The 19671-nt window shown below is 68.9% G+C and carries 17 protein-coding genes; 9 read left to right on the top strand and 8 right to left on the bottom strand.

Features of this window, described 5'->3' with window-relative positions:
* Nucleotides 1-238 precede the first annotated feature (238 nt).
* Both BJY22_RS34835 and BJY22_RS34830 read left to right on the top strand, forming a co-directional pair.
* Complete coding sequence (locus BJY22_RS34835; protein WP_238350550.1) at nucleotides 239-1588, top strand: MFS transporter; 1350 nt, start codon at nucleotides 239-241, stop codon at nucleotides 1586-1588.
* Nucleotides 1585-2148: a hypothetical protein gene (locus tag BJY22_RS34830; RefSeq protein WP_167215635.1), complete on the top strand. Its 564-nt coding sequence runs from the start codon at nucleotides 1585-1587 to the stop codon at nucleotides 2146-2148. The genes BJY22_RS34835 and BJY22_RS34830 overlap by 4 nt, the downstream gene beginning before the upstream one ends.
* Here the strand turns inward: BJY22_RS34830 and BJY22_RS34825 are convergent.
* A complete protein-coding gene (locus BJY22_RS34825; RefSeq protein ID WP_167215632.1) occupies nucleotides 2109-2402 on the bottom strand; it encodes a hypothetical protein in 294 nt (97 codons plus the stop codon). The genes BJY22_RS34830 and BJY22_RS34825 overlap by 40 nt on opposite strands.
* Nucleotides 2403-2525: 123 nt before the next feature.
* On the opposite strand from BJY22_RS34825, the gene BJY22_RS34820 reads away from it, so the two are divergent.
* The 5 genes from BJY22_RS34820 (at nucleotide 2526) to BJY22_RS34800 (ending at nucleotide 9787) form a co-directional block, all read left to right on the top strand.
* Nucleotides 2526-4235, top strand: coding sequence for a thiamine pyrophosphate-binding protein (locus BJY22_RS34820; protein ID WP_167215629.1), 1710 nt, complete (start codon nucleotides 2526-2528; stop codon nucleotides 4233-4235).
* A gap of 23 nt (nucleotides 4236-4258) precedes the next feature.
* The gene (frc, locus tag BJY22_RS34815) at nucleotides 4259-5485 is read left to right on the top strand and encodes a formyl-CoA transferase (protein WP_167215626.1); all 1227 of its coding nucleotides are present in this window, start codon (nucleotides 4259-4261) and stop codon (nucleotides 5483-5485) included.
* Between the two features lie 15 nt (nucleotides 5486-5500).
* Nucleotides 5501-7642 carry an acetate--CoA ligase family protein gene (locus BJY22_RS34810; protein ID WP_167215624.1) on the top strand — a complete coding sequence of 714 codons (2142 nt, stop codon included), beginning with the start codon at nucleotides 5501-5503 and terminating at the stop codon, nucleotides 7640-7642.
* A gap of 97 nt (nucleotides 7643-7739) precedes the next feature.
* The gene (locus tag BJY22_RS34805) at nucleotides 7740-9248 is read left to right on the top strand and encodes an Nramp family divalent metal transporter (RefSeq protein WP_167215621.1); all 1509 of its coding nucleotides are present in this window, start codon (nucleotides 7740-7742) and stop codon (nucleotides 9246-9248) included.
* 2 nt (nucleotides 9249-9250) lie between these two features.
* Nucleotides 9251-9787 carry a hypothetical protein gene (locus tag BJY22_RS34800; RefSeq protein ID WP_167215618.1) on the top strand — a complete coding sequence of 179 codons (537 nt, stop codon included), beginning with the start codon at nucleotides 9251-9253 and terminating at the stop codon, nucleotides 9785-9787.
* 887 nt (nucleotides 9788-10674) lie between these two features.
* On the opposite strand, the gene BJY22_RS34795 is transcribed toward BJY22_RS34800, so the two are convergent.
* The 3 genes from BJY22_RS34795 to BJY22_RS34785 all read right to left on the bottom strand — a co-directional run bounded on the left by BJY22_RS34795 (nucleotide 10675) and on the right by BJY22_RS34785 (nucleotide 12807).
* Nucleotides 10675-11427, bottom strand: a complete 753-nt coding sequence (locus BJY22_RS34795) for a GntR family transcriptional regulator (RefSeq protein WP_167215615.1) — start codon at nucleotides 11425-11427, stop codon at nucleotides 10675-10677.
* 100 nt (nucleotides 11428-11527) lie between these two features.
* Nucleotides 11528-11707 carry a hypothetical protein gene (locus BJY22_RS34790; protein WP_167203120.1) on the bottom strand — a complete coding sequence of 60 codons (180 nt, stop codon included), beginning with the start codon at nucleotides 11705-11707 and terminating at the stop codon, nucleotides 11528-11530.
* Nucleotides 11708-11847: 140 nt separating this feature from the next.
* Complete coding sequence (locus tag BJY22_RS34785) at nucleotides 11848-12807, bottom strand: LysR family transcriptional regulator (protein WP_167215612.1); 960 nt, start codon at nucleotides 12805-12807, stop codon at nucleotides 11848-11850.
* 166 nt (nucleotides 12808-12973) lie between these two features.
* Here BJY22_RS34785 and BJY22_RS34780 point away from each other — a divergent pair, with 166 nt between their 5' ends.
* Nucleotides 12974-13741: an alpha/beta fold hydrolase gene (locus tag BJY22_RS34780; RefSeq protein WP_167215609.1), complete on the top strand. Its 768-nt coding sequence runs from the start codon at nucleotides 12974-12976 to the stop codon at nucleotides 13739-13741.
* A gap of 136 nt (nucleotides 13742-13877) precedes the next feature.
* Here BJY22_RS34780 and BJY22_RS34775 read toward each other — a convergent pair whose 3' ends face one another.
* From BJY22_RS34775 to BJY22_RS34765, 3 genes are read right to left on the bottom strand one after another with little or no spacing between them, the layout of a single operon-like run.
* The gene (locus BJY22_RS34775; RefSeq protein ID WP_238350549.1) at nucleotides 13878-14573 is read right to left on the bottom strand and encodes a YdcF family protein; all 696 of its coding nucleotides are present in this window, start codon (nucleotides 14571-14573) and stop codon (nucleotides 13878-13880) included.
* 42 nt (nucleotides 14574-14615) lie between these two features.
* The gene (gene dnaN / locus BJY22_RS34770) at nucleotides 14616-15749 is read right to left on the bottom strand and encodes a DNA polymerase III subunit beta (protein WP_167215606.1); all 1134 of its coding nucleotides are present in this window, start codon (nucleotides 15747-15749) and stop codon (nucleotides 14616-14618) included.
* 52 nt (nucleotides 15750-15801) lie between these two features.
* Nucleotides 15802-17940, bottom strand: a complete 2139-nt coding sequence (locus BJY22_RS34765; RefSeq protein WP_202891395.1) for a galactose oxidase-like domain-containing protein — start codon at nucleotides 17938-17940, stop codon at nucleotides 15802-15804.
* Between the two features lie 289 nt (nucleotides 17941-18229).
* On the opposite strand from BJY22_RS34765, the gene BJY22_RS34760 reads away from it, so the two are divergent.
* Nucleotides 18230-18739, top strand: a complete 510-nt coding sequence (locus tag BJY22_RS34760; protein ID WP_167203119.1) for a hypothetical protein — start codon at nucleotides 18230-18232, stop codon at nucleotides 18737-18739.
* A gap of 74 nt (nucleotides 18740-18813) precedes the next feature.
* Here BJY22_RS34760 and BJY22_RS34755 read toward each other — a convergent pair whose 3' ends face one another.
* Nucleotides 18814-19656, bottom strand: coding sequence for a S1 family peptidase (locus tag BJY22_RS34755; protein WP_337759730.1), 843 nt, complete (start codon nucleotides 19654-19656; stop codon nucleotides 18814-18816).
* Nucleotides 19657-19671: the final 15 nt, after the last annotated feature.

Below are 19671 nucleotides of genomic sequence, written 5' to 3'. Positions count from 1 at the left end.
GAGTGTGCAGACGACTGTATGCGGTATGCAATCTGCCGACAAGAGCAACATCCCAGGTCTGGACAGCTCCGGCCGGAAGGAGTACCACAGACTTCATACGGTATGCAGTAGTCATCGGGCCCCCGGCCTGGACCGAGGAGCGTAGGGAGCGCAGCGACCGGAGCGACGAGGGAAGGCCGGGAGCCCAGGCCCGATGACGACCGCGCGGAGCGCGGCATGACACTGTCAGGAGGCGATCATGAATCACGTGAAGCCCATGCCCCGGGATGTCCGTGACGTCTACGGCCGGCGGTACCGGATCGGCGAGGACGCCCGTGAACTGACCGGCCATCCGCGCCGCTGGCAACTCTGGGCGGCCTGGGCCTGCATGGTCGCGATCAGCCCGCTGCAGTACTCGTTCGGCACCGCCGCACTCGGACTGGAATCGGATCGCGGCTGGGGTACGGCGCAGACGCTCTGGCTGCTCGCGGTGTTCGTCGCCTGCCAGGCGCTGGTCGCGATCCCCGCGGCCTGGGCCCATCGGGTACGGCGGGCAACGCCCACGCAGCTCGTCGTCACGGGTGGCGTCCTCGCCGCGATCGGTCTCGTCACGCTCGCACACGTCGAGAGCTACGCGGCCGTCGTCATCGGCTACGCCCTGCTCGGCGGCACCGGTGCGGGCCTGGTGTACGCCGCCTGCATCACGACGTCGGCGCGCTGGTTCCCGGATCGGCGTACCGCGACGATCGGGTTCGTCACGGGCGGCTTCGCGGTCGGCGCCGTACCGAGCATCTTCCTGCTGACCGTGCTGGATCAGTGGATCGTCTTCGATCTCGCGGCCGCGGTCGCCGTACTGGTCGTGCTGATCGCCGGTGGTCTGCTGAAGGATCCGCCGCGGCACTGGTGGCCCGCGGAGATCGACGCGCAGGCGTGGGCGATCGACCGGAAGCTGAACCGCAGCATCCCGCACAACGCGCCCGCGGTCCGGCACTACCGCCCGGGTGAGGCGATGCGGACCGGTGCGCTGCCGTTGATGTGGTTGCTGCTCGCGATCAGTACGGCGTTGTCGCTGCTCGGCATCGGCTGCGTGGTGAGCTACGGGGTGAGCGCCGGCTTCGGGCTCGGTGCGGCCGCGTTCGCCGCCGGAATGCTTGCCGCCGTCAACGGTCTCGGCCGGTCGTTCGCCGGGCATCTGTCGGACCGGTTCGGCCGGCGTCGCGTACTGGCCGCCGTACTGATGATCGAAGGTTTCGCGCATGTCGGTCTGGTGGTTGCCGGTGCCGGGTGGGCGTTCGTGGTGTGCGCGATGTTCGCGGGGCTCGGTGGTGGCGCGTTCTACGCGATCATGGCCAACCTCGTGCTCGAGTTCTTCGGTGAGAACAGCCTGCTGCAGAACCAGGCGATCCTGTACTCCGCCAAGGCCGTCGGCGGCCTGGTCGGCATCGGTGTCGCCGCGTCCGTGGCGGCTGCGGTCGGGTACCGGCCGTTGTTCCTCGGCGCCGGTCTGCTCGGCGTACTGACCGCGCTGAGTGTGCGGCTGCTCAAGCAACCCGGCCGTCCCGCGCTGCCCGTGCGGCCCCAGCTCGGTACGCCGGTGGCGGGCGAGTGAACGGCTACGGGAAGGTTCAGCGGCCGGATCCGTGCGTGATGGAGCTGGTGTCCCGCCTCGCGCGGGAACCGTGGACGGACCGGCCTGCGTGTGTGCATCCCGTGCTGAGTTCGGTGGCGCGGGCGGCTCACGATCACAGCAGCTCCGCCGGTCGGCGGGGCTTGCTGCCGCTCGCGCCACGCTTCATCGACACCTGCAGCGCGGGCTTCGAGGCATCCGCTCGTGTGGTCGCGCTGTGCGTTTCCACGGCACTCGCGAGCGGCGAGTTGACCGGTGACGAGCGGCGCAGGCTGGCTGCCGCTCACCAGACGGCCATGCACCTGCTCGGTTCTCGCGACAGTCCTGGTGGAGCGGCGCGGTGGTGGTTGCCGGTGCTGTCGCCGCTGAAGTGGAGCGAGCCGTTCTACCGAACCGTCGTCGCCACCGAACAGGCCGCCGAAGCAGTCGCGGTCACCGCCCGCGCCGCGAGCGGTGACCGCGACGTGCGTCTACGCCAGTTGGTCAAACAATGTCTGAGCGCTCACGGCGCCCTGCGACCGGGAGCTCCGACGCCTTCGTGATCGACGTCGCCGGCGCCCCACAGCCCGTGGTCCCGATCGTCGTCGGGGATCACGACCAGGTCGTGGCGGCCTGGATGGTGCGGTGCGCGGACCTGCTGTTCGAGCCGTTTCAGGTCCGTCGAGCAACGGTCGACGTCGTCGAGCAGTCGCAGTACGTCGAGGTGCGGGCCGACGCGATTCCTCAAGGCCACAAGGGATTTCTCCAGCGCCTGCAGCGCGGAGCGGGTCCGGTCGAGTTCGTCGGAAATCGTCATCACAGCCTCCTGGCCCCGAGCTCTGGACAACCGCTGTCGCCTGGGATAAGACTACGACTACACCATACGGTATGCAATCTACATCAAGGCCAACCGAAGGCCCTTCCGAGGAGTTGACTGCAGATGGCGCAGACAGTGTCGGAGACCCAACCCGTCGCGGAAGTCAAGGAGCCGGAGACCATCTCCGGTGGTCACCTCGTCGCGAAGGCCTTGAAGGCCGAGGGGATCGACGTGATCTTCACGCTCTGTGGCGGTCACATCATCGACATCTACGACGGCTGTGTGGACGAGGGCATCGCGGTCGTCGACGTCCGGCACGAGCAGGTCGCTGCGCACGCGGCCGACGGGTACGCACGGGTCACCGGCAAGCCCGGCTGTGCGGTCGTCACCGCCGGCCCGGGAACGACCGACGCGGTCACCGGTGTCGCGAACGCGTTCCGGGCCGAGAGCCCGATGCTGCTGATCGGCGGCCAGGGCGCGCTGAACCAGCACAAGATGGGGTCCCTGCAGGACCTGCCGCACGTCGACATGATGACCCCGATCACGAAGTTCGCCGCGACCGTTCCGCACACGGCGCGGGCCGCGGACATGGTGTCGATGGCGTTCCGCGAGTGCTACAACGGCGCCCCCGGCCCGTCGTTCCTGGAGATCCCGCGCGACATCCTGGACAACTCGGTCCCGGTCGAGTCCGCGACCGTCCCCGAGGCCGGTCACTACCGTTCGTCGACGAAGAGCATCGGCGACCCGGCGAATGTCGAGGCGCTTGCCGACCTGCTGGTCCGGGCCGAGAAGCCCGTCGTACTGCTCGGCAGCCAGGTCTGGACGTCGCGGGGCAGCGAGGCGGCCGTCGACTTCGTCCGCACGCTCGACATCCCGGCGTTCATGAACGGCTCGGCCCGCGGCACGCTCCCGCCCGGCGATCCGCACCACTTCCACCTGTCCCGGCGGTACGGGTTCAACAACGCCGACCTGATCCTGATCGTCGGTACGCCGTTCGACTTCCGGATGGGGTACGGGCGCCGGCTGCCGAAGAGCGCGACCGTCGTACAGATCGACTTCGACTACCGCACCGTCGGCAAGAACCGCGACATCGACCTCGGCCTGGTCGGCGACCCGGGCGCGATCCTGGCGGCCGTCACCCAGGCGGCGTCCGGCCGGATCCGGAAGACGGATCGCAAGGCCTGGTTCGCGGAGCTGCGGGCCGAGGAGGACGCGGCGTACCAGAAGCGGCTGCCGCGGCAGCTGTCCGACGCGAACCCGATCCACCCGTTGCGGCTCGCGCACGAGATCAACGAGTTCCTCACCGAGGACTCGATCTACATCGGCGACGGCGGCGACATCGTGACGTTCTCCGGTGGCGTCGTGCAGCCGAAGTCGCCCGGTCACTGGATGGACCCGGGCCCGCTCGGCACGCTCGGTGTCGGCATCCCGTTCGTGCTCGCGGCGAAGTACGCCCGGCCCGACAAGGAAGTGGTCGCACTCTTCGGAGACGGCGCGTTCTCGCTGACCGGCTGGGACTTCGAGACGCTGGTCCGCTACAAGCTCCCGTTCGTCGGTGTCGTCGGCAACAACTCGTCGATGAACCAGATCCGCTATGGCCAGGAGGCCAAGTACGGCAAGGACCGCGGCCGGATCGGCAACACCCTCGGCGACGTCAAGTACGACGAGTTCGCCCGGATGCTCGGCGGGTACGGCGAGGAGGTCCGCGACCCCGCGGACATCGGGCCGGCGCTGCTTCGGGCCCGCGAATCGGGATTGCCGTCGCTGATCAACGTCTGGGTCGACCCGGACGCCTACGCCCCCGGAACCATGAACCAGACGATGTACAAGTGACCGTACAAGTAAGGGGACCCGTCATGACCAAGGCCCTCGAGGGTGTCCGTGTTCTCGACATGACCCATGTGCAGTCCGGACCGTCCTGCACCCAGCTCCTCGCCTGGCTCGGCGCCGATGTGATCAAGCTCGAGGCACCGACCGGCGACATCACCCGCCAGCAGCTGCGCGACCTGCCCGACGTCGACAGCCTCTACTTCACGATGCTCAACTGCAACAAGCGCAGCATCACGCTGAACATGAAGTCCGACCGCGGTAAGGAGATCTTCACCGATCTGGTGAAGAGCGTCGACATCCTGGTGGAGAACTTCGCGCCGGGCGCGATCGACCGGATGGGCTTCACCTGGGAACGCCTGCAGGAGCTCAACCCCGGCCTGGTGTTCGCGTCGATCAAGGGCTTCGGCCCGGGCCGCTACGAGAACTTCAAGGCGTACGAGGTGGTCGCCCAGGCGATGGGCGGCGCGATGAGTACGACGGGGTTCGAGGACGGACCGCCCACCGCGACCGGGGCGCAGATCGGCGACTCCGGCACCGGGATCCACCTGGTGGCCGGCATCCTCGCCGCGCTGTACCAGCGGACGAACACCGGCAAGGGCCAGCGGGTCACCGTGGCCATGCAGGAGGCCGTGCTCAACCTGACGCGGGTCAAGCTGCGGGATCAGCAGCGGCTGGAGCACGGCCCGCTGCGCGAGTACCCGAACGACAACTTCGGCGAAGCGGTGCCGCGGTCGGGGAACGCCTCGGGTGGCGGCCAGCCCGGCTGGGCACTGAAGTGCGCGCCGGGCGGACCCAACGACTACATCTACGTGATCGTCCAGCCGCCGGGCTGGGCCCCGATCGCGAACCTGATCGGCAAGCCCGAACTGGCCGACGATCCCGACTGGGCGACGCCGGCCGCGCGGCTCGACAAGCTCGACAAGATGTTCGCGCTGATCGAGCAGTGGACCGAGCAGCACACCAAGTTCGAGGTGATGGACAAGCTCAACGCGCTGAACGTCCCCTGCGGGCCGATCATGTCCACGCGCGAACTGATCGAGGACGAGACGCTGGCCGACCTCGGGGCGGTCGTCGAGGTGAAGCATCCGCAGCGCGGCTCGTTCAAGACCGTCGGCTGCCCGATCAAGCTGTCCGACTCCCCGGTCGAGGTGCAGACCTCGCCGGGGCTCGGTGAACACAACTCCGTCATCTACGGCTCGCTCGGGATCGACACGAGTGAGCTCGAGGAACTCAAAGCCGCCGGCGTGATCTGAATTGGAGTGCGACGCATGACTTATGACAAGGCAGCAGTCCGGACCATCCTCGACCAGGCTCTGGCGGACGGCCGCACCTCGCTGAGCGCGCCCGAGGCCAAACTGGTCGCCGACGCGTACGGCATCCCGACGCCGGGCGAGGGGCTGGCCACGACTGCCGAGGGAGCCGCCGGCCTCGCCGCCGAGATCGGTTTCCCGGTCGTGCTGAAGATCGTCTCGCCCGACATCCTGCACAAGACCGACGCCGGCGGCGTGGTGGTCGGCGTGGACAGCCCGGACGCGGCGCGGGACGCGTTCGACAAGATCCTCGCCAACGCCCGGGCGTACAAGGCCGACGCAGAGATCACCGGTGTCCAGGTGCAGAAGATGCTGGTCACCGGCGGTGACGTGCAGGAGGTGATCGTCGGTGCGGTCACCGACCCGACGTTCGGCAAGGTGGTCGCCTTCGGGCTGGGCGGCGTACTGGTCGAGGTCCTGAAGGACGTCACGTTCCGGCTGGCTCCGCTGTCCGCCGGCGAGGCCCGGGCGATGGTGGACGGGATCGGCGCGCACGAGATGCTCGAGGGCGTCCGCGGGGCGCGGCCGGTCGACAAGGACGCGGTCGGCGACCTGATCCGGCGGTTGTCGGACCTGGTCACGGACTTCCCGCAGTTCGCCGAGGTCGACCTGAACCCGGTGCTCGCCGGGCCGGACGGCGCGACCGCGGTGGACTTCCGGATCATCGTGGACGCCGAGGCCGGCAAACCGGTCGAGCGGTACAGCTCCGAGGAGATCCTGACCGCGATGACCCGGATCATGCGGCCGCGCGCGGTCGCGGTGATCGGGGCGTCCAACGAGGCCGGCAAGATCGGCAACTCGGTGATGAAGAACCTGGTCAACGGCGGGTACGCCGGGGAGATCTACCCGATCAACCCGAAGGGCGGCGAGGTCCTCGGGCGGAAGGCGTTCGCGTCGATCACCGACGTACCGGGTGACGTCGATGTGGCGGTGTTCGCCGTACCGGCCAAGTTCGTCGGCGGGGCGCTGGAGCAGTGCGGGGAGAAGGGGGTCGCGGGCGCGATCCTGATCCCGTCCGGGTTCGCCGAGACCGGTGAGCAGGAACTGCAGGACGAGGTCGTCGCGATCGCGCGCAAGCACAACGTCCGGATCCTCGGGCCGAACATCTACGGCTACTACTACCTGCCGGAGAGCCTCTGCGCGACGTTCTGCACGCCGTACGACGTCCGCGGGAGCGTCGCGCTGTCGTCACAGAGCGGAGGCATCGGGATGGCGATCCTCGGCTTCAGCCGGTCCAGCCGGATGGGAGTTTCCGCGATCGTTGGGGTAGGCAACAAGGCCGACATCGACGAGGATGACCTCCTGACGTTCTTCGAGAGCGACGACAACACCAACCTGATCGCCATGCACCTTGAGGACCTGAAGGACGGCCGGGCGTTCGCCGAGACGGCGGCCCGGGTGTCGAAGAAGAAGCCGGTCGTCGTACTGAAGGCCGGCCGCACCTCCCTGGGCGCGCGGGCGGCCAGTTCACATACGGGCGCCCTGGCCGGCAACGACAAGGTGTACGACGACATCCTGCGGCAGAGCGGTGTGGTGCGGGCGCCGGGGCTCAACGAGATGCTCCAGTACGCCCGCGGCATCCCGCTGCTGCCGACGCCGAAGGGCGAGAACGTCGTCATCATCACCGGCGCGGGCGGGTCCGGCGTACTGCTGTCGGACGCCTGCGTGGACGCCGGGCTGACGCTGATGGACATCCCGGACGACCTGGACGCGGCCTTCCGGAAGTTCATCCCGCCGTTCGGCGCGGCCGGCAACCCGGTCGACATCACCGGCGGCGAACCGCCGTCGACGTACCGGAACACGATCGCGCTCGGGCTGTCCGACGAGCGGATCCACGCACTGATCCTGGGGTACTGGCACACGATCGTGACGCCGCCGATGGTGTTCGCGCAGCTGGTCGCCGAGGTGGTCGAGGAGTTCCGGGCCAAGGGCATCGACAAGCCCGTGGTCGCCTCGCTGTCCGGTGACGTCGAGGTCGAGGAAGCCAGCCAGTACCTGTTCGACCACGGTGTGGTCGCGTACCCGTACACCACCGAGACCCCGGTCCAGGTCCTCGGTGCCAAGTACCGCTGGGCCCGCAACGCCGGGCCGCTCGGGTGAGCTTCGGTTGACCTTCGATTGACCTTCGATTGATTGGAGGAAGGAACGCGCGGGGGAGCACTGATCCGCTAGTTGGCGTCGATGTAAGGAGTCCGCCTTGGACGTCACGAGCAAGACCTCAGAAGTTCCTGAAGAGCCTGCCGCGGCCGGTGCGACCGCCGCGACCGAGAAGGTCTGGAAGGCGGGCAGGCTCGAACCGATGCCGATCCGGAAACTTCCGGACGCACCGCCCTCCTTGCACATCCTCGGTCCGACCGTCTTCCTGGTCGCGCTGGGTGTGGGTATGGGGGAGTCGTACATGTGGCCCCGGCTCGTCCTGGTGTTCGGGCCGGACATCCGCTGGCTGTTCATGGTCGGTGTCACGCTGCAGGCGTTCGTGCTACTGGAGATGGCGCGCTACGCGATGGCCACCGGGGAGAGCATCTTCTTCGGCGCGGCCCGGATCTTCAAACCGCTGATGTGGTTCTTCTACGCGGCGGCGATCCTGATCTACATGTGGCCGGGCCATCTGTCCGCCGGCGCGGCCGCGTTCGAGGAGGTCACCGGCATACCCTGGCAGGTCACCGCGTGCGTGGCTCTGGTGTTCGTCGGTGTGCTGTTCAGCCTGTTGTCGGTGATCTACACCTTCCTCGAGAAGCTCCTCGGCCTGCTGATCGGGCTGCTGGTCGTCGGTACGTCGGTGATCGCCGCGATGGTCGGCAGCTGGGACGACCTCGGCCGGACGGTGTCCGGGATGTTCGCGTTCGGGTACTTCCCCGACGAGGCGATGACGTCGGTCTGGTTCCCGGTCGTAGTCGGCTCGATCGCGTTCGCCGGGCCGTCCGGGATGCAGCAGATGTGGTACACGCTGCAGCTGCGGGACAGCGGCGCGGGCATGGGTGCGCACATCCCGAAGATCCGCGGTCTGCGGGCCGCGGGCGAGGCGGAGTCGATGCCGTCGCGTGGGTTCATGTTCGACACCGAGGACCCGGCGGAGCTGGCGAAGTGGAAGGGCTGGCGCAAGTGGGTGACGTTCGACGCGCTGCTGCTCTTCTGGGGCATCACGATGCTGGTGACGATCTCGTTCACCGTGCTCGCGATGTCGGCGGCGCGGGAGAACCCGAACGTCGCCTCGCTGATCGAGGGCGGTGACCGGGACGCGGCGCTGAAGGCGATGTCGGACGCGTTCGCGTCGGCCGGCTCGCCGATCCTCGGGACGTTGTTCTTCGCCTTCATCGCACTGATCGGGCTGAACGCGACCCTCGGTCTGTTCGACTCGTTCTCCCGCGGTCAGGCCGACATGACGTACTACTTCGTGCCGGGCGCCAAGCGGTTCTCGATGTCGAGGCTGTACGCCGGGTTCCTGTGGGGCGTGATCCTGTTCGGCATCCTGATCCTGCTGTTCGGACCGGCCGACGGTCCGGCCGGGATCCTGGACACGCTGGCGTTCCTGTCCACGTTCGCGATGGGCGCGTACTGCGTCGTGTTGCTGCTGACGAACAACATGCTGCTGCCGAAGAAGATCCGTCCCGGCCCGGTGCGGAACGTGATCATCGGGTTCGGAGCGGTGTTCTACCTCGGGATGCTCTTCTACTGCCTGTTCCGCTTCGGTGTGGCTGTGGGCTGACCATGACCGATCTGAAGCAGTTGGCGCAGTACTGTCTCCCGGCCGCGTCCGTGGGCGCGGCAGCCGGGCTCGTCGCCGGTGGACTGGCCGCGTTCGTCGGCCAGCCCGCCGGCTGGGCGGTGGTCACCGGGCTGCTCGGGCTCGGCGTACCGCTCGCCCTGTTCGGGTCCGGGTACGCCGTCCTGGTGGCGCTGGGCAAGGTTCCCGCCGGGGTGTTCGCCCCGGCGGCGGTCTACTGGGTGATCGCGTTCCCGCTCGCGCTCCTGGTGCACGCGGTCGTGATGGAGTGGGTGGTCGCGGGTACGCCGGGGTTGCCGGCCGAACCGTGGAAGTTCCTCGCCTTCCGTGCACTGGTGAGCATGGGATTCGCGATCGGCTTCCTGTGGATGCACGAACAGATCGGCCGCTTGTGGTGGCCGCGCATCCTGGACCGCAACCAGTACGCCCGGCGCACCGTCGAGCAGTACGTCCACCTCGCCGCCGCCCTCCAGGCCCGCAAAGCCGCAACGGGTCGAGGAGGCAAGAAGCGCGTCGCGTAAACGGCCGCCCGCAGCCCACCAACTGCGGGCGGCCCGAAGACCGCCGCACCGCGCCGGCAGTCCTGTCGCGCCTTCGGCGGGTGCGCGTGCTGTGGTGGCGGGGACTGTGGTGGCGCAGGAGTGCTGGGGTGGTGGTGGTGGGGCGGGAGGGTCGCCGCTTCGCGCCGGTAGTTCTTTCGCGCCTTCGGCGGGCGCGAACTGTGGTTGCGCGGAACCGTGGTGGCGTCGGGTGCTGGGGTGGGGTCCGGGAACGGAAACGCTCCGTGCCGTGCCGTGCCGGGCCGGGCCGTGCCGGTTGGTTCTTCACCGGCTTCGGGCTGGGACCGCGGTTCTTCGGAACATTTTGGTCGCTATGCGGCGATTTTGTTCCGGAAAGGCGTCCAACCGGACGCCGGCCCGGCGCGGCGGCAGTTCTTTCGCGCCTTCGGCGTAGGCGCGTGCTGTGGTGGCGGGGACTGTGATGGCGCAGGGTGCTGGGATGGTGGGGCGGAGAGGTCGCCGCTTCGCGGCGGCAGTTCTTTTCGCGCCCTCGGCGGGGCGCGAACTGTGGTGGCGCGGGACCGTGGGGGCGTCGGGTGCTGGGGCGGGGTCCGGGAACGGAACCGCTCCGTGCCGGGCCGGGCCGTTCCGGGCCGTGCCGGTTGGTTCTTCACCGGCTTCGGGCTGGGGCCGCCGTTCTTCGGAACATTTTGGTCGCTATGCGGCGATTTTGTTCCGGAAAGGCGTCCAACCGGACGCCGGCCACGCGCGGCGGGCCGGGTGCTGCCGCCGTCGGCGCGGGTACGGTCACGTGGTGAACGCCGTGGGCAGGCGCGCACGGCACCTGGTCCCTCCTACATGCCCCGTTCGGCGACCGCGCCGCGTCACCTACGAGCAGGTGACGTCGATCAGCTGGTGCGGCGACGGCGGCGGGGGGACTCGGGTTCGGTCGGCTCGGCGGGCTCGGTGGTTGCCTGGAGGTCGTGGTAGGCCTTGCGGGTGTGTTCGGTGTGTTCGCGCATGATCTGGGCGGCCTTGTCCTCGTCGCCCTCGCTGATCGCCTTGACCAGGCGGTTGTGTTCGCGCCAGGACGCCGCGCCGCGGACGGGGGCGACAGGTGTGTAGTACCAGCGGACGCGGCGGTCGACCTGGGCGGCGAAGTCGACGAGGAAGCGGTTGCCGGACATCTGGGTGATGAGGCTGTGGAGCTCGGCGTTCGTCCGGACCGTGCCGTCGATGTCGCCGGCCTCCTGGTACGCCGTGCCGACCTTGCACAGCTCGCGCAGCTTCGCGACGTCGTCCTTCGACGCGTGCCGGGCCGCGAGCCGCGCAGACTCCGACTCCAGCGCGGCGCGGGCCGCCAGCAACTGGTCGACCTCGTCCTCCGCCGGCACGTGCACCATCGCGCCGAACCCGGGCCGCAGGTCCACCCAGCCCTCGTTGTTCAGCCGCTGCAGGGCCTCGCGCACCGGCTGCCGCGAGACGCCCAGGATCCCGGCGAGCTCGACCTCGACCAGGTGCCGGCCGCGCTCGAGCGTGCCGTCGATGATCATCTCGGTAAGGGCCTCGTACACCGATTCACGCAACGGCTGCGGCCGCTTGACGTGCCGCGCGCCTGCCGGCTCCGTACCCGCCCCTGGCCCCGCACTGATCGTCGTCATGAGGTCCCTTCCGGTCCTACAGCCATGGCACTTGGTAGACAGTCTACCAAGTGCCATGACCTGACATATAGCTCCGGCGTCAGTTGTTCTGTACGCCGGGTCAGGCGGCCGACTCGCCGGCGTTGCGGCGGTCGTCGTCATGGGCGGTGCGGGCCTCGTCGGCGGTGAGCTTCGCGAGCTCCGCGTCCAGGTCGACGGGGCCGGTCAGTTCCTGCAGCTCCGGGGCATCCGGGAACTGCGGCCGCGCCGCCAGAGCACCGAACCTACGGGTGAAAATCATCTCTTGCCCTCTCCGCTCCGGTCAGGAGCCTGCTTGAATTCTGCCTTCTGTATACATTCAACCAGGCGTACTGACCGGTTATGCCCACGTCTCACGTGATCCCCGTTACGTACGGCGTGATCCCGCTAACACCGCGGCGCTCAGGGCGCGGCGGGGGCTATGTCGAGATAGCCGGAGCCCATCAAATGGACGTCGAGAAGGTCGTCGAGGGCCTTCTGGACGCCGGCCTGCCGCGCCACGTCGAGCACCGCGCGGGCGAGGACGGCCTCGGGACTGCGCGCGGCGACCACCAGACCGACCCGCGGTCCGTGCGCCGGGCGCTTCAGCGGTACGACGCGCATCCCGTCCGGTACGCCGAACATGTGCAGCCAGGCGTGCGAGATCACCGTCGACCAATGGTTGCCGTGCAGGTGGCTGTACAGACCCGAGACCGTGTCGCTCTCGATCGACGGGGTCGCGACGACACCGTCCTCGGTGAAGTATCCGTTCATGATCCGGCGGTTGCGCATGTCGGGGGAGAGCAGGCAGAGCGGCAGGTCGGCGACCTGCGCCCAGGTAGCCACCGGCAGGTCCGCGAGCTCGGTGTCCTTCGGCGTGAGCAGCAGGTATCGCTCCTCGTACAGCGGCGTCTTGCGCACCTGACCGAGCGTGTCGTCGTCGAGGTACGTCATCGCGACGTCCAGATCGAACTCGGCCAGCTTCTGCGTGATGTCGCGCGAGGACAACGACTCGAGCGTGACGCGCGCGTTCGGATGCCGCTCGCAGAACGGCGTGGTGATCAGTGAGACCACCGGCATCGCGGTCGGGATCGCGCCGAGGCGGAGCGTCCCGGTCAGGCCACCGCGCATCATCGACAGCTCGTGCCGCAGTGCGTCCTGCTCGGCGAGGATCCGCTGCGCCCACACCAGCACCCGCTCGCCCTCGGGCGTCAGCCCCTCGAACCGGCGTCCGCGCCGTACGATCGGGACGTCGAGTTCCTGCTCGAGCTTGCGGATCGCGGCGGACAGCGACGGCTGCGACACGTAACAGGCGTCCGCCGCCCGCGCGAAGTGCTTCTCGCGGGCGAGGGCAACGAGGTACTCCAGCTGGCGGAGCAGCATCAACGGTCCCGAAATGGTGTGCAGTCGCCTGTATACATAATCCAACTGTAGTGACACGGTGCACGCCCGGGAAGATCCCGGATGTGAACTGGGTCACACAGTGTCTCTTCTCCGGTGATCCGTTCGACGGTCTGGCAGAGGGATCTCTGGCAGAAGGAGCTGTGTGATGGACAAGGTGGTTTCGAAGGACGGCACCGAGCTCGCGTACGACGTGACGGGCAGCGGACCCGGCCTGGTACTGGTCGCCGGTGCGTTCACCGGCCGCGCGTACTTCGCCGAGTACGCCGAGGCGCTGTCGTCGTCGTTCACGGTGGTGGCCTACGACCGGCGTGGACGTGGTGACTCCGGCGACACCGCGCCGTACGCCGTGGAGCGCGAGTGGGAGGACCTGGACGCGGTGCGATCGGCAACCGATGCCCGGTTCGCCTGTGCGTTCTCGTCCGGTGTGATGGTGCTGCTGCAGGCCGGCCTGCCGTTCGAGAAGCAGGCGATCGTGGAGCCGCCGTGCCGCGTCGAGGGCGCGCCGCCGGCGCCCGAGCGGTACCTGGAGCGGTTGCAGGAGTACGTCGCTGCGGGCAACCCGGGTGGTGCGGCTGAGCTGTTCATGGTCGAGGCGGTCGGTCAGCCACGGGAGGTGGTCGAGCAGATTCGCCAGACACCGATGTGGGCCGGTCTGGAGGCCATGGCGCCCACACTGGTGTACGACGCGCTGCAGATGCGCGACAGCGCCGTACCGCTGGAGCTGCTCGCGTCTACCGCAGTACCGACGTTGGGGCTCTACAGCAACGCCAGTCCGGAGTGGTTGCAGCGGTCCGTGCGGGAGACGGCGGCTGCGTTGCCGCAGGGCAGTGTGGAAGGGCATGACGCTACGTTCCACACGCTGCCTCCTGAGACGCTGGCGCGGGTGCTGACGGATTACTTCGTCAGTGCGTGAGCTGGTCGGCCTGGCAGGACTCGGTCGAGGAGCCGCTTGAGGCGCGGTGCCAGCGGTCGCTCGAAGACGATGAAGCCGGTGTGCGCGTGGACGAGGTACAGCGGGTAGGCGAGTGCACCACGATCCCGCGTCCGAGCTACGGATGACGAGCGGACTCCGGGTATGCGGCCAGCAGACGGTTGTACGAGGAAAGTACTTCGGTGGGGATGTCGACGTGGTCGATGAAGTCGCGCCCACGGGGACCGTAGACGTCGGGGGAGAGACGGTGGATCTCGCCGAGCAGGAGGGATCGGAAGCGGTTGTGGCTCCAGATCTCGGGCGTGCCCGGCGCCGCGCCGACGTGGTCGGGGCCGATCCACGGGACGAGCGGTGCCCGGCTGATCAGCGTCGTACCGGGGAGGTCGGCGAAGGAGCGCTCGAAGCAGGCATGGGTACGGCGCTGCATGGTCGGATCCTGGATCAGGAGCAGCGTCCGCGGTGAGCCGATCATCCGGCGGGTGAACTCCGCGTTCTCGCCGCAGTTGGTCGACTGGTCCTCGACCGCGACCTGATCCGGTGGAACGCCGTACCTGAGCAGGAGCTCCCGGAACACGTGCGATTCGGGCCGACCGGTGGCCAGGCCGAGCGCGCGTCGTCGTACCGCCTCGTCGAGGTACTGCGTCGAGTGCCCGATCCCGCCGCTCACGAGGATCGGGACGGCGTACGCCCGATGCGCTTTCGCCGCAGCCTCGACCGACTCCAGCACGGCGGACCCCATCAGCACGATCAGCTGCACCGGCCGGTCGACCGGGTCCCGCCGCGCGAGGTACTCCGCGATCGTCGCCTCATCCAAAGCTGCCGTCCTCCCGGTGGTCGTCGTGGCGGCAGTTTGGCATCAGGTCGGTAGGCGCATCGGCATCAGGATGTAGGCGGAGTCGGTTGTCGGTGTCTCGTCGGGGGAGCGGAGGCCGGTCAAGTTCGCAGGCTTGGTCGGTTGGGTGAAGGCGAAGTGCGCGATCGGCGTACCAAGTGATGCCAGGCCGTCGAGGAGGTACCCGGCGTTGAAGCCCGTCGTCACCGGGTCACCGGTGAGCGTGACCTCGACGGACTCGGACGCCTGGGCCTCCTCACCGTTGCCCGCGTCGAGCGTCGCCGCCCCGCCCGCGAACGTGAGCCGCACCGGCGCCGACCGCTCGGCCACGAGCGCGACCCGCTTGGCCGCCTCGACGAGCGCCGCCGTGTCCACGGTGACCGTGGACGTGATCGCGCTCCCCGCGGGGATCAGACCGCGGACCTTCGGGAACTCCCCGTCGATCAGCCGGCTCGTCGCATGCCGCCCGCCGCCCTCGAACCCGATCAACCCGTCCCCTGTGCGGGTCGAACCGAGCGCCAGCGACAACTCGTCACCGGACATCACCTTGGCGACATCCGCGAGCAGCTTGGCGGGGACCAGGACGTTCGTCTCGATGCCCGCGTCGACCGGCTGCCACGGGAACGACCGGACGGCCAGCCGGTACCGGTCGGTGGCCAGCAGGGAGATGGTCGATCCGCGGATCTCCATGCGGATCCCGGTGAAGACCGGCAGCGTGTCGTCGCGACCGGCGGCGCTCACCACCTGCGCAACGGCCCGCGCGAAGACGGCGCCGTCGACCACACCACTTACCGCGGGGATCTCCGGCAGCGGCGGATACTCGTCGAGCGGCAAGCTGTGCAGGACGAAACGAGAGGCCCCACTGCTCACCTGCACCCGAGTCGCGTCACCGCTCAGATCGACACAATCCCGCGGCATGCTGCGACAGATGTCCGACAGCAGCCGGCCGGACACCAGCACCCGCCCTCCGTCGGCCACCTCCGCCGGCACGCTGACCTGCGCCGAACTCTCGTAGTCGAACCCGGACAGCGTCACCTGCCCGTCCGCCGCGTCGACCACCATCCCGGCCAGAATCGGCACACTCGGCCGGCTGGGCAACCCGCGCGCCACCCATCCCACCGCCTCGGCCAGCACCTCACGCCCAACCCGAACCTTCACGCCGCACTCCTCACCGTCTCGAAGTACGACCCAATCACCCGCCACCGACAATTCAGTAACGGAACACCTGTGTGACGGAGCCGTTGCAGTTCGCGAGTGTCACCTGCTCGGCGTTCGCGCGGCCGGGAGCCGTGAAGCAGAGCTTCGTCCTCGTCGCGGACCTGATTCGGCCGTCGGCGGTGACCGTCCACTTCTGTGCCGGATCCGTGCTGCTGCAGATGTCGGTGCGGACCTGCGCGCCGACCTTGAGGTTTCCTCCTGGTACGTCGGCGCAGACCCCGAGCGCCCGCAGCGTTCCGTCGGCCGGATGCGTCCAGCGTTGCGCCTGGGTGCCGTTGCAGTCCCACAGCTGGATCTTGGTGCCGGGAACGGTCGAGCTGTGGTCGATGTCCAGGCAGCGGTCGCCAGGACCCGTGACGGTCAGACGGATCGGGGCCGGTGCCGGCGGCGCCGTGGCGGTCAGCTGCACGATGCGCGCCACGGACGGCACACCGTTGCTGTCGACAACGAACAGCATGTAGTACCCGGGCGGCGCCTGGTTGACGTCGGCCGGTGAGCTCACCGTGAGCGTCGTACCGCTCGCGCTGAAGTTCAGCGGCACGTACCGCTGGCCCTGGTCGTCGCCGTGCGTCGGCGCGCCCAGTCCGACCAGACCGACCTTCGCGATCGACGCGGCCTGCGGCGACGTCACCGGGAACGAGCTCGCGTACGGCGCGGCGGACGGCGCGGTCGTGATCGCGGGCCGGGCCGCCGGCTGCCCGTCCGGGCCGTAGAGGTACGGCGGGGTGAAGTACTCGATGTTCTTCTCCAGGTAGCCGACGCGCTGGCATTCGCCGCAGATACCGCCGCCGCCGGTCATCACGCGGCCGTCCGGCAGCAGGAGCGCGGTCGAGTGGTACTGGCGGATCCGGTTCGCGGCGGCCAAGGTGCGCCAGGTCCCCGTCTCGGTGTCGTACAGCTCCGCGTCGTACACCGGGTTGGTCAGGTTCACGCCGCCGTCGCCGATCACGTCACTGAGGCCGCCGGTCGCCAGCGCGTCGCCGTCCGCGAGCACGGTCAGGTTGTGCTGCCGCCTTCCGACCGCCATCGAGCCGGTCGGCACCGTCAGCGTCGCCCCGCGTGAATCCACGATCACCGCGGTGCGTGTGGGCACGGAGACCTTGCCGTCCTCGGCCACTGTGCCGCCGCCGGCCACCAGCGTCCGGCCGACCCGGATCGTCGCGAAGCTCGCGTAGTCGCGGTAGATGAGGTCCCGGAGGGAGGTGCCGACCTGTGCGCCGGCGCTGCTGGTCTGCAGCGTACGCATGGCGGGGTCGGGGCCGAGCAGGTCGACGTTGCCGTCAGGGCGGGACGTGATGAGTGGGTACAGCCGGCTCGACGGTGTGGTGAATCCGGTCAGCAGGCGGATCCACTGGTTCGTCTGGTGTACCTCCGCGTTCTCGGGACCGCCGCCCAGGATCAGGGCCTCCTGGTTCGGCAGGGCCGTCACCGACGGGTACCAGCGCTCGGCGGCCATGTCCGGTCCGCGCCGCCAGGTCTCGGTCCGCCAGTCGAACAAGTGCGTCTTGCGCAGCCCGGCCAGCGACGAATCGCGGTTGCCCCCGGCAACGAGCACGGTGCCGTCGGCGAGCTGTGCGTAGCCGGCGCAGAAGATGTTGTATCCCTGGACGTCGACCCGCTTGCTCGTGTTCGTGGCCGGGTCCCAGACCGCGGCCCGGGTGAACGACTGGTCGCTGTACGACTCGGCCGGTCCGTCACCGACGGAGTCCCACATCAGCACCTTGCCGTTCGGCAGCATGGCCGTGAAGACCGGGACCAGCGGCGCCTCGATCACGCTGCTCCAACTGCCGGCCACGGCTGGGTCAGCCGCGGCCGCCACCGCGTCGGCCACCGCCTGTTCCTGCGGTGAGCGACGGCCCGGGCGCTTACCGGTCTGCCGTTGCACCTCGTCGGCACGAGACTTCGCGGCCCGTTCGATCTCGTTCATCGGCACGCCGATCAGGTCCTCCGCAGCGTGCTCGGCGCCGTCGTCGTGACCGTGCGGCGTCGGATGGGCGTGCGGTTCCGACGTACCGGTGGCCGGTGGCGGTGGTTCGCCGTGCGCGCTCACCGGGACGGAGACCGCCAGCACGACGACCAGCGGAACGGTGACGGACACGGCCGCCCGGGCGCGCGAAAACAGTGAGCGCATGACAGGTTCCCCCCTGCTGCAGGCGATCGATGGCGGACGATCGCTGGAGTCAGCGTCCGCAGATTCGGGTCCGTCGTCAATCGTTCGGCTGGTCACGTTCCGCGATCGCTACGCTCCGGCAGCCGGTGATCACGCGGTGGCGCCGGCGGACAGCGTTGCCGAGTGCAATGAGCGCGACGTCTTCTCACGACCGCACAAGCGTCGTACCGTGCCAGAACACCGTTCAGAGGGGGACGGGGACCGTCGCCGCGGTTCGCCCGGCGACACAATCCTTAAAGGGGGGCCTGCGATGGGCCGCAATCGTGGGGTGTTCGCCGTTGTCGCCACTGTGTCTGCCGTTGCGCTGGGTGGAGCGCTCGGTCTGGGCATGGTGGTGCAAGCCGGCGCGACCTCGAACACGACCAGTACGACGACCACTACTTCCACCTACACGCCGCCGACGACCACGACGACGACAACGACTACAACGTCGACGCCGCCGACGACGACAACCACCACTCCGGGCGACGGGAACTGGTGTTCCCCGGGCTTCTGGAAGAACAACCCGCTCGCGGTCGCCGAGACGGGCGTGAACATGGCGCAGTCCTACAACGCGCTGTTCGACCCGGATGTCGACGGCACGAAGAAGGGCGGCGTCGCGAACCCGACACTGCGGCAGGTGCTGGACAACCCGCAGATCTACGGCGGTGAGGCGTTCAACGACGTCGGAGACCTGCTCAGTGCGGAGCACCCGGACGTCAACTTCACCGGTGAGCGTGTCGAGGACAGCTGCCCGCTGTCCGCGGACGCCAGCCGCTGAAACGACCGAGGGCCGGCCGCACGGATGTCGCGGCCGGCCCTCGTCCGTCAGCTGCGGACAGGGTCAGTAGTAGGTCAGTAGACAGTCACGCCGTACGCCGACGCGGCTTCGGTGACCGGCTGGAAGAACGTCGTACCGCCGGTCCTGCAGTCGCCGCTGCCGCCGGACGTCAGGCCGAGCGCCTTGGTGCCGTCGTACAGCGGGCCGCCGGAGTCGCCCGGCTCGGCGCACACGGTGGTCTGGATCAGGCCGCCGACCTTGCCGCCGCCGGAGTACCGCACGGTGACGTTGAGAGCCGTGACCTTCCCGGTGTGTGTGCCGGTCGTCGAACCCTTGCGGGTGACCGACTCACCGACGAAAGCGTTGGCCGCGGTGAACCCGCCTGGGTGGCTCAGTGACGTGTTGGAGTACTGCACCAGCGCGTAGTCGTTACCGGGGAAGCTGTAGCCGGCCGTCGGGCCGATCAGCGTGCTGTGGTTGGAGTTGGCGTACCAGGTCTTGGCGACCTTGCCGCAGTGGCCCGCGGTCAGGAAGTAGTAGTTGCCGCCCTTCTGCACGTTGAAGCCGAGCGAACAGCGGTAGCGCCCGCCGTAGATCGCGTCACCCGCAGAGAGCAGCGGCCGGAACACACCGTTGGTGCGCTTGACCTCCACGCCGTCGCGCTGCAGCGACGCGAGCTCCTTGGCCGAGACGGTGCTGTCGGCCGTCACCACGACCTTGCCGGCGGCTGCGTCGGTGTACCAGGCGACCCCGCGTACTGCGGACTGCTCAACAGCAGACTGTGCCGCGGACAGCAGGGCCTGCGGTGACGGTGCCTTGGCTTCCGCCGGAACAGCGGTCAGGGAAGCGGCGACCGCGCCGACAACGGCCAGGAGCTGAGCGGTACGGCGCATGCGTGACGTACGTTCGATCCTCACTTGATTCCTCCTGCG

It is taken from the genome of Kribbella shirazensis (genome assembly GCF_011761605.1).
Classification (GTDB): Bacteria; Actinomycetota; Actinomycetes; order Propionibacteriales; family Kribbellaceae; genus Kribbella; species Kribbella shirazensis.
This window is presented reverse-complemented; position numbering and strand designations above follow the sequence as displayed.

Bases quoted from the DNA above. Each gene is read 5' to 3' on its own strand.
- BJY22_RS34835 (WP_238350550.1), top strand. From the start codon at position 239: ATGAATCACGTGAAGCCCATGCCCCGGGATGTCCGTGACGTCTACGGC.
- BJY22_RS34825 (WP_167215632.1), bottom strand. From the start codon at position 2,402: ATGACGATTTCCGACGAACTCGACCGGACCCGCTCCGCGCTGCAGGCG.
- BJY22_RS34820 (WP_167215629.1), top strand. From the start codon at position 2,526: ATGGCGCAGACAGTGTCGGAGACCCAACCCGTCGCGGAAGTCAAGGAG.
- frc (WP_167215626.1), top strand. From the start codon at position 4,259: ATGACCAAGGCCCTCGAGGGTGTCCGTGTTCTCGACATGACCCATGTG.
- BJY22_RS34810 (WP_167215624.1), top strand. From the start codon at position 5,501: ATGACTTATGACAAGGCAGCAGTCCGGACCATCCTCGACCAGGCTCTG.
- BJY22_RS34800 (WP_167215618.1), top strand. From the start codon at position 9,251: ATGACCGATCTGAAGCAGTTGGCGCAGTACTGTCTCCCGGCCGCGTCC.
- BJY22_RS34795 (WP_167215615.1), bottom strand. From the start codon at position 11,427: ATGACGACGATCAGTGCGGGGCCAGGGGCGGGTACGGAGCCGGCAGGC.
- BJY22_RS34790 (WP_167203120.1), bottom strand. From the start codon at position 11,707: ATGATTTTCACCCGTAGGTTCGGTGCTCTGGCGGCGCGGCCGCAGTTC.
- BJY22_RS34785 (WP_167215612.1), bottom strand. From the start codon at position 12,807: ATGCTGCTCCGCCAGCTGGAGTACCTCGTTGCCCTCGCCCGCGAGAAG.
- BJY22_RS34780 (WP_167215609.1), top strand. From the start codon at position 12,974: ATGGACAAGGTGGTTTCGAAGGACGGCACCGAGCTCGCGTACGACGTG.
- BJY22_RS34765 (WP_202891395.1), bottom strand. From the start codon at position 17,940: ATGCGCTCACTGTTTTCGCGCGCCCGGGCGGCCGTGTCCGTCACCGTT.
- BJY22_RS34760 (WP_167203119.1), top strand. From the start codon at position 18,230: ATGGGCCGCAATCGTGGGGTGTTCGCCGTTGTCGCCACTGTGTCTGCC.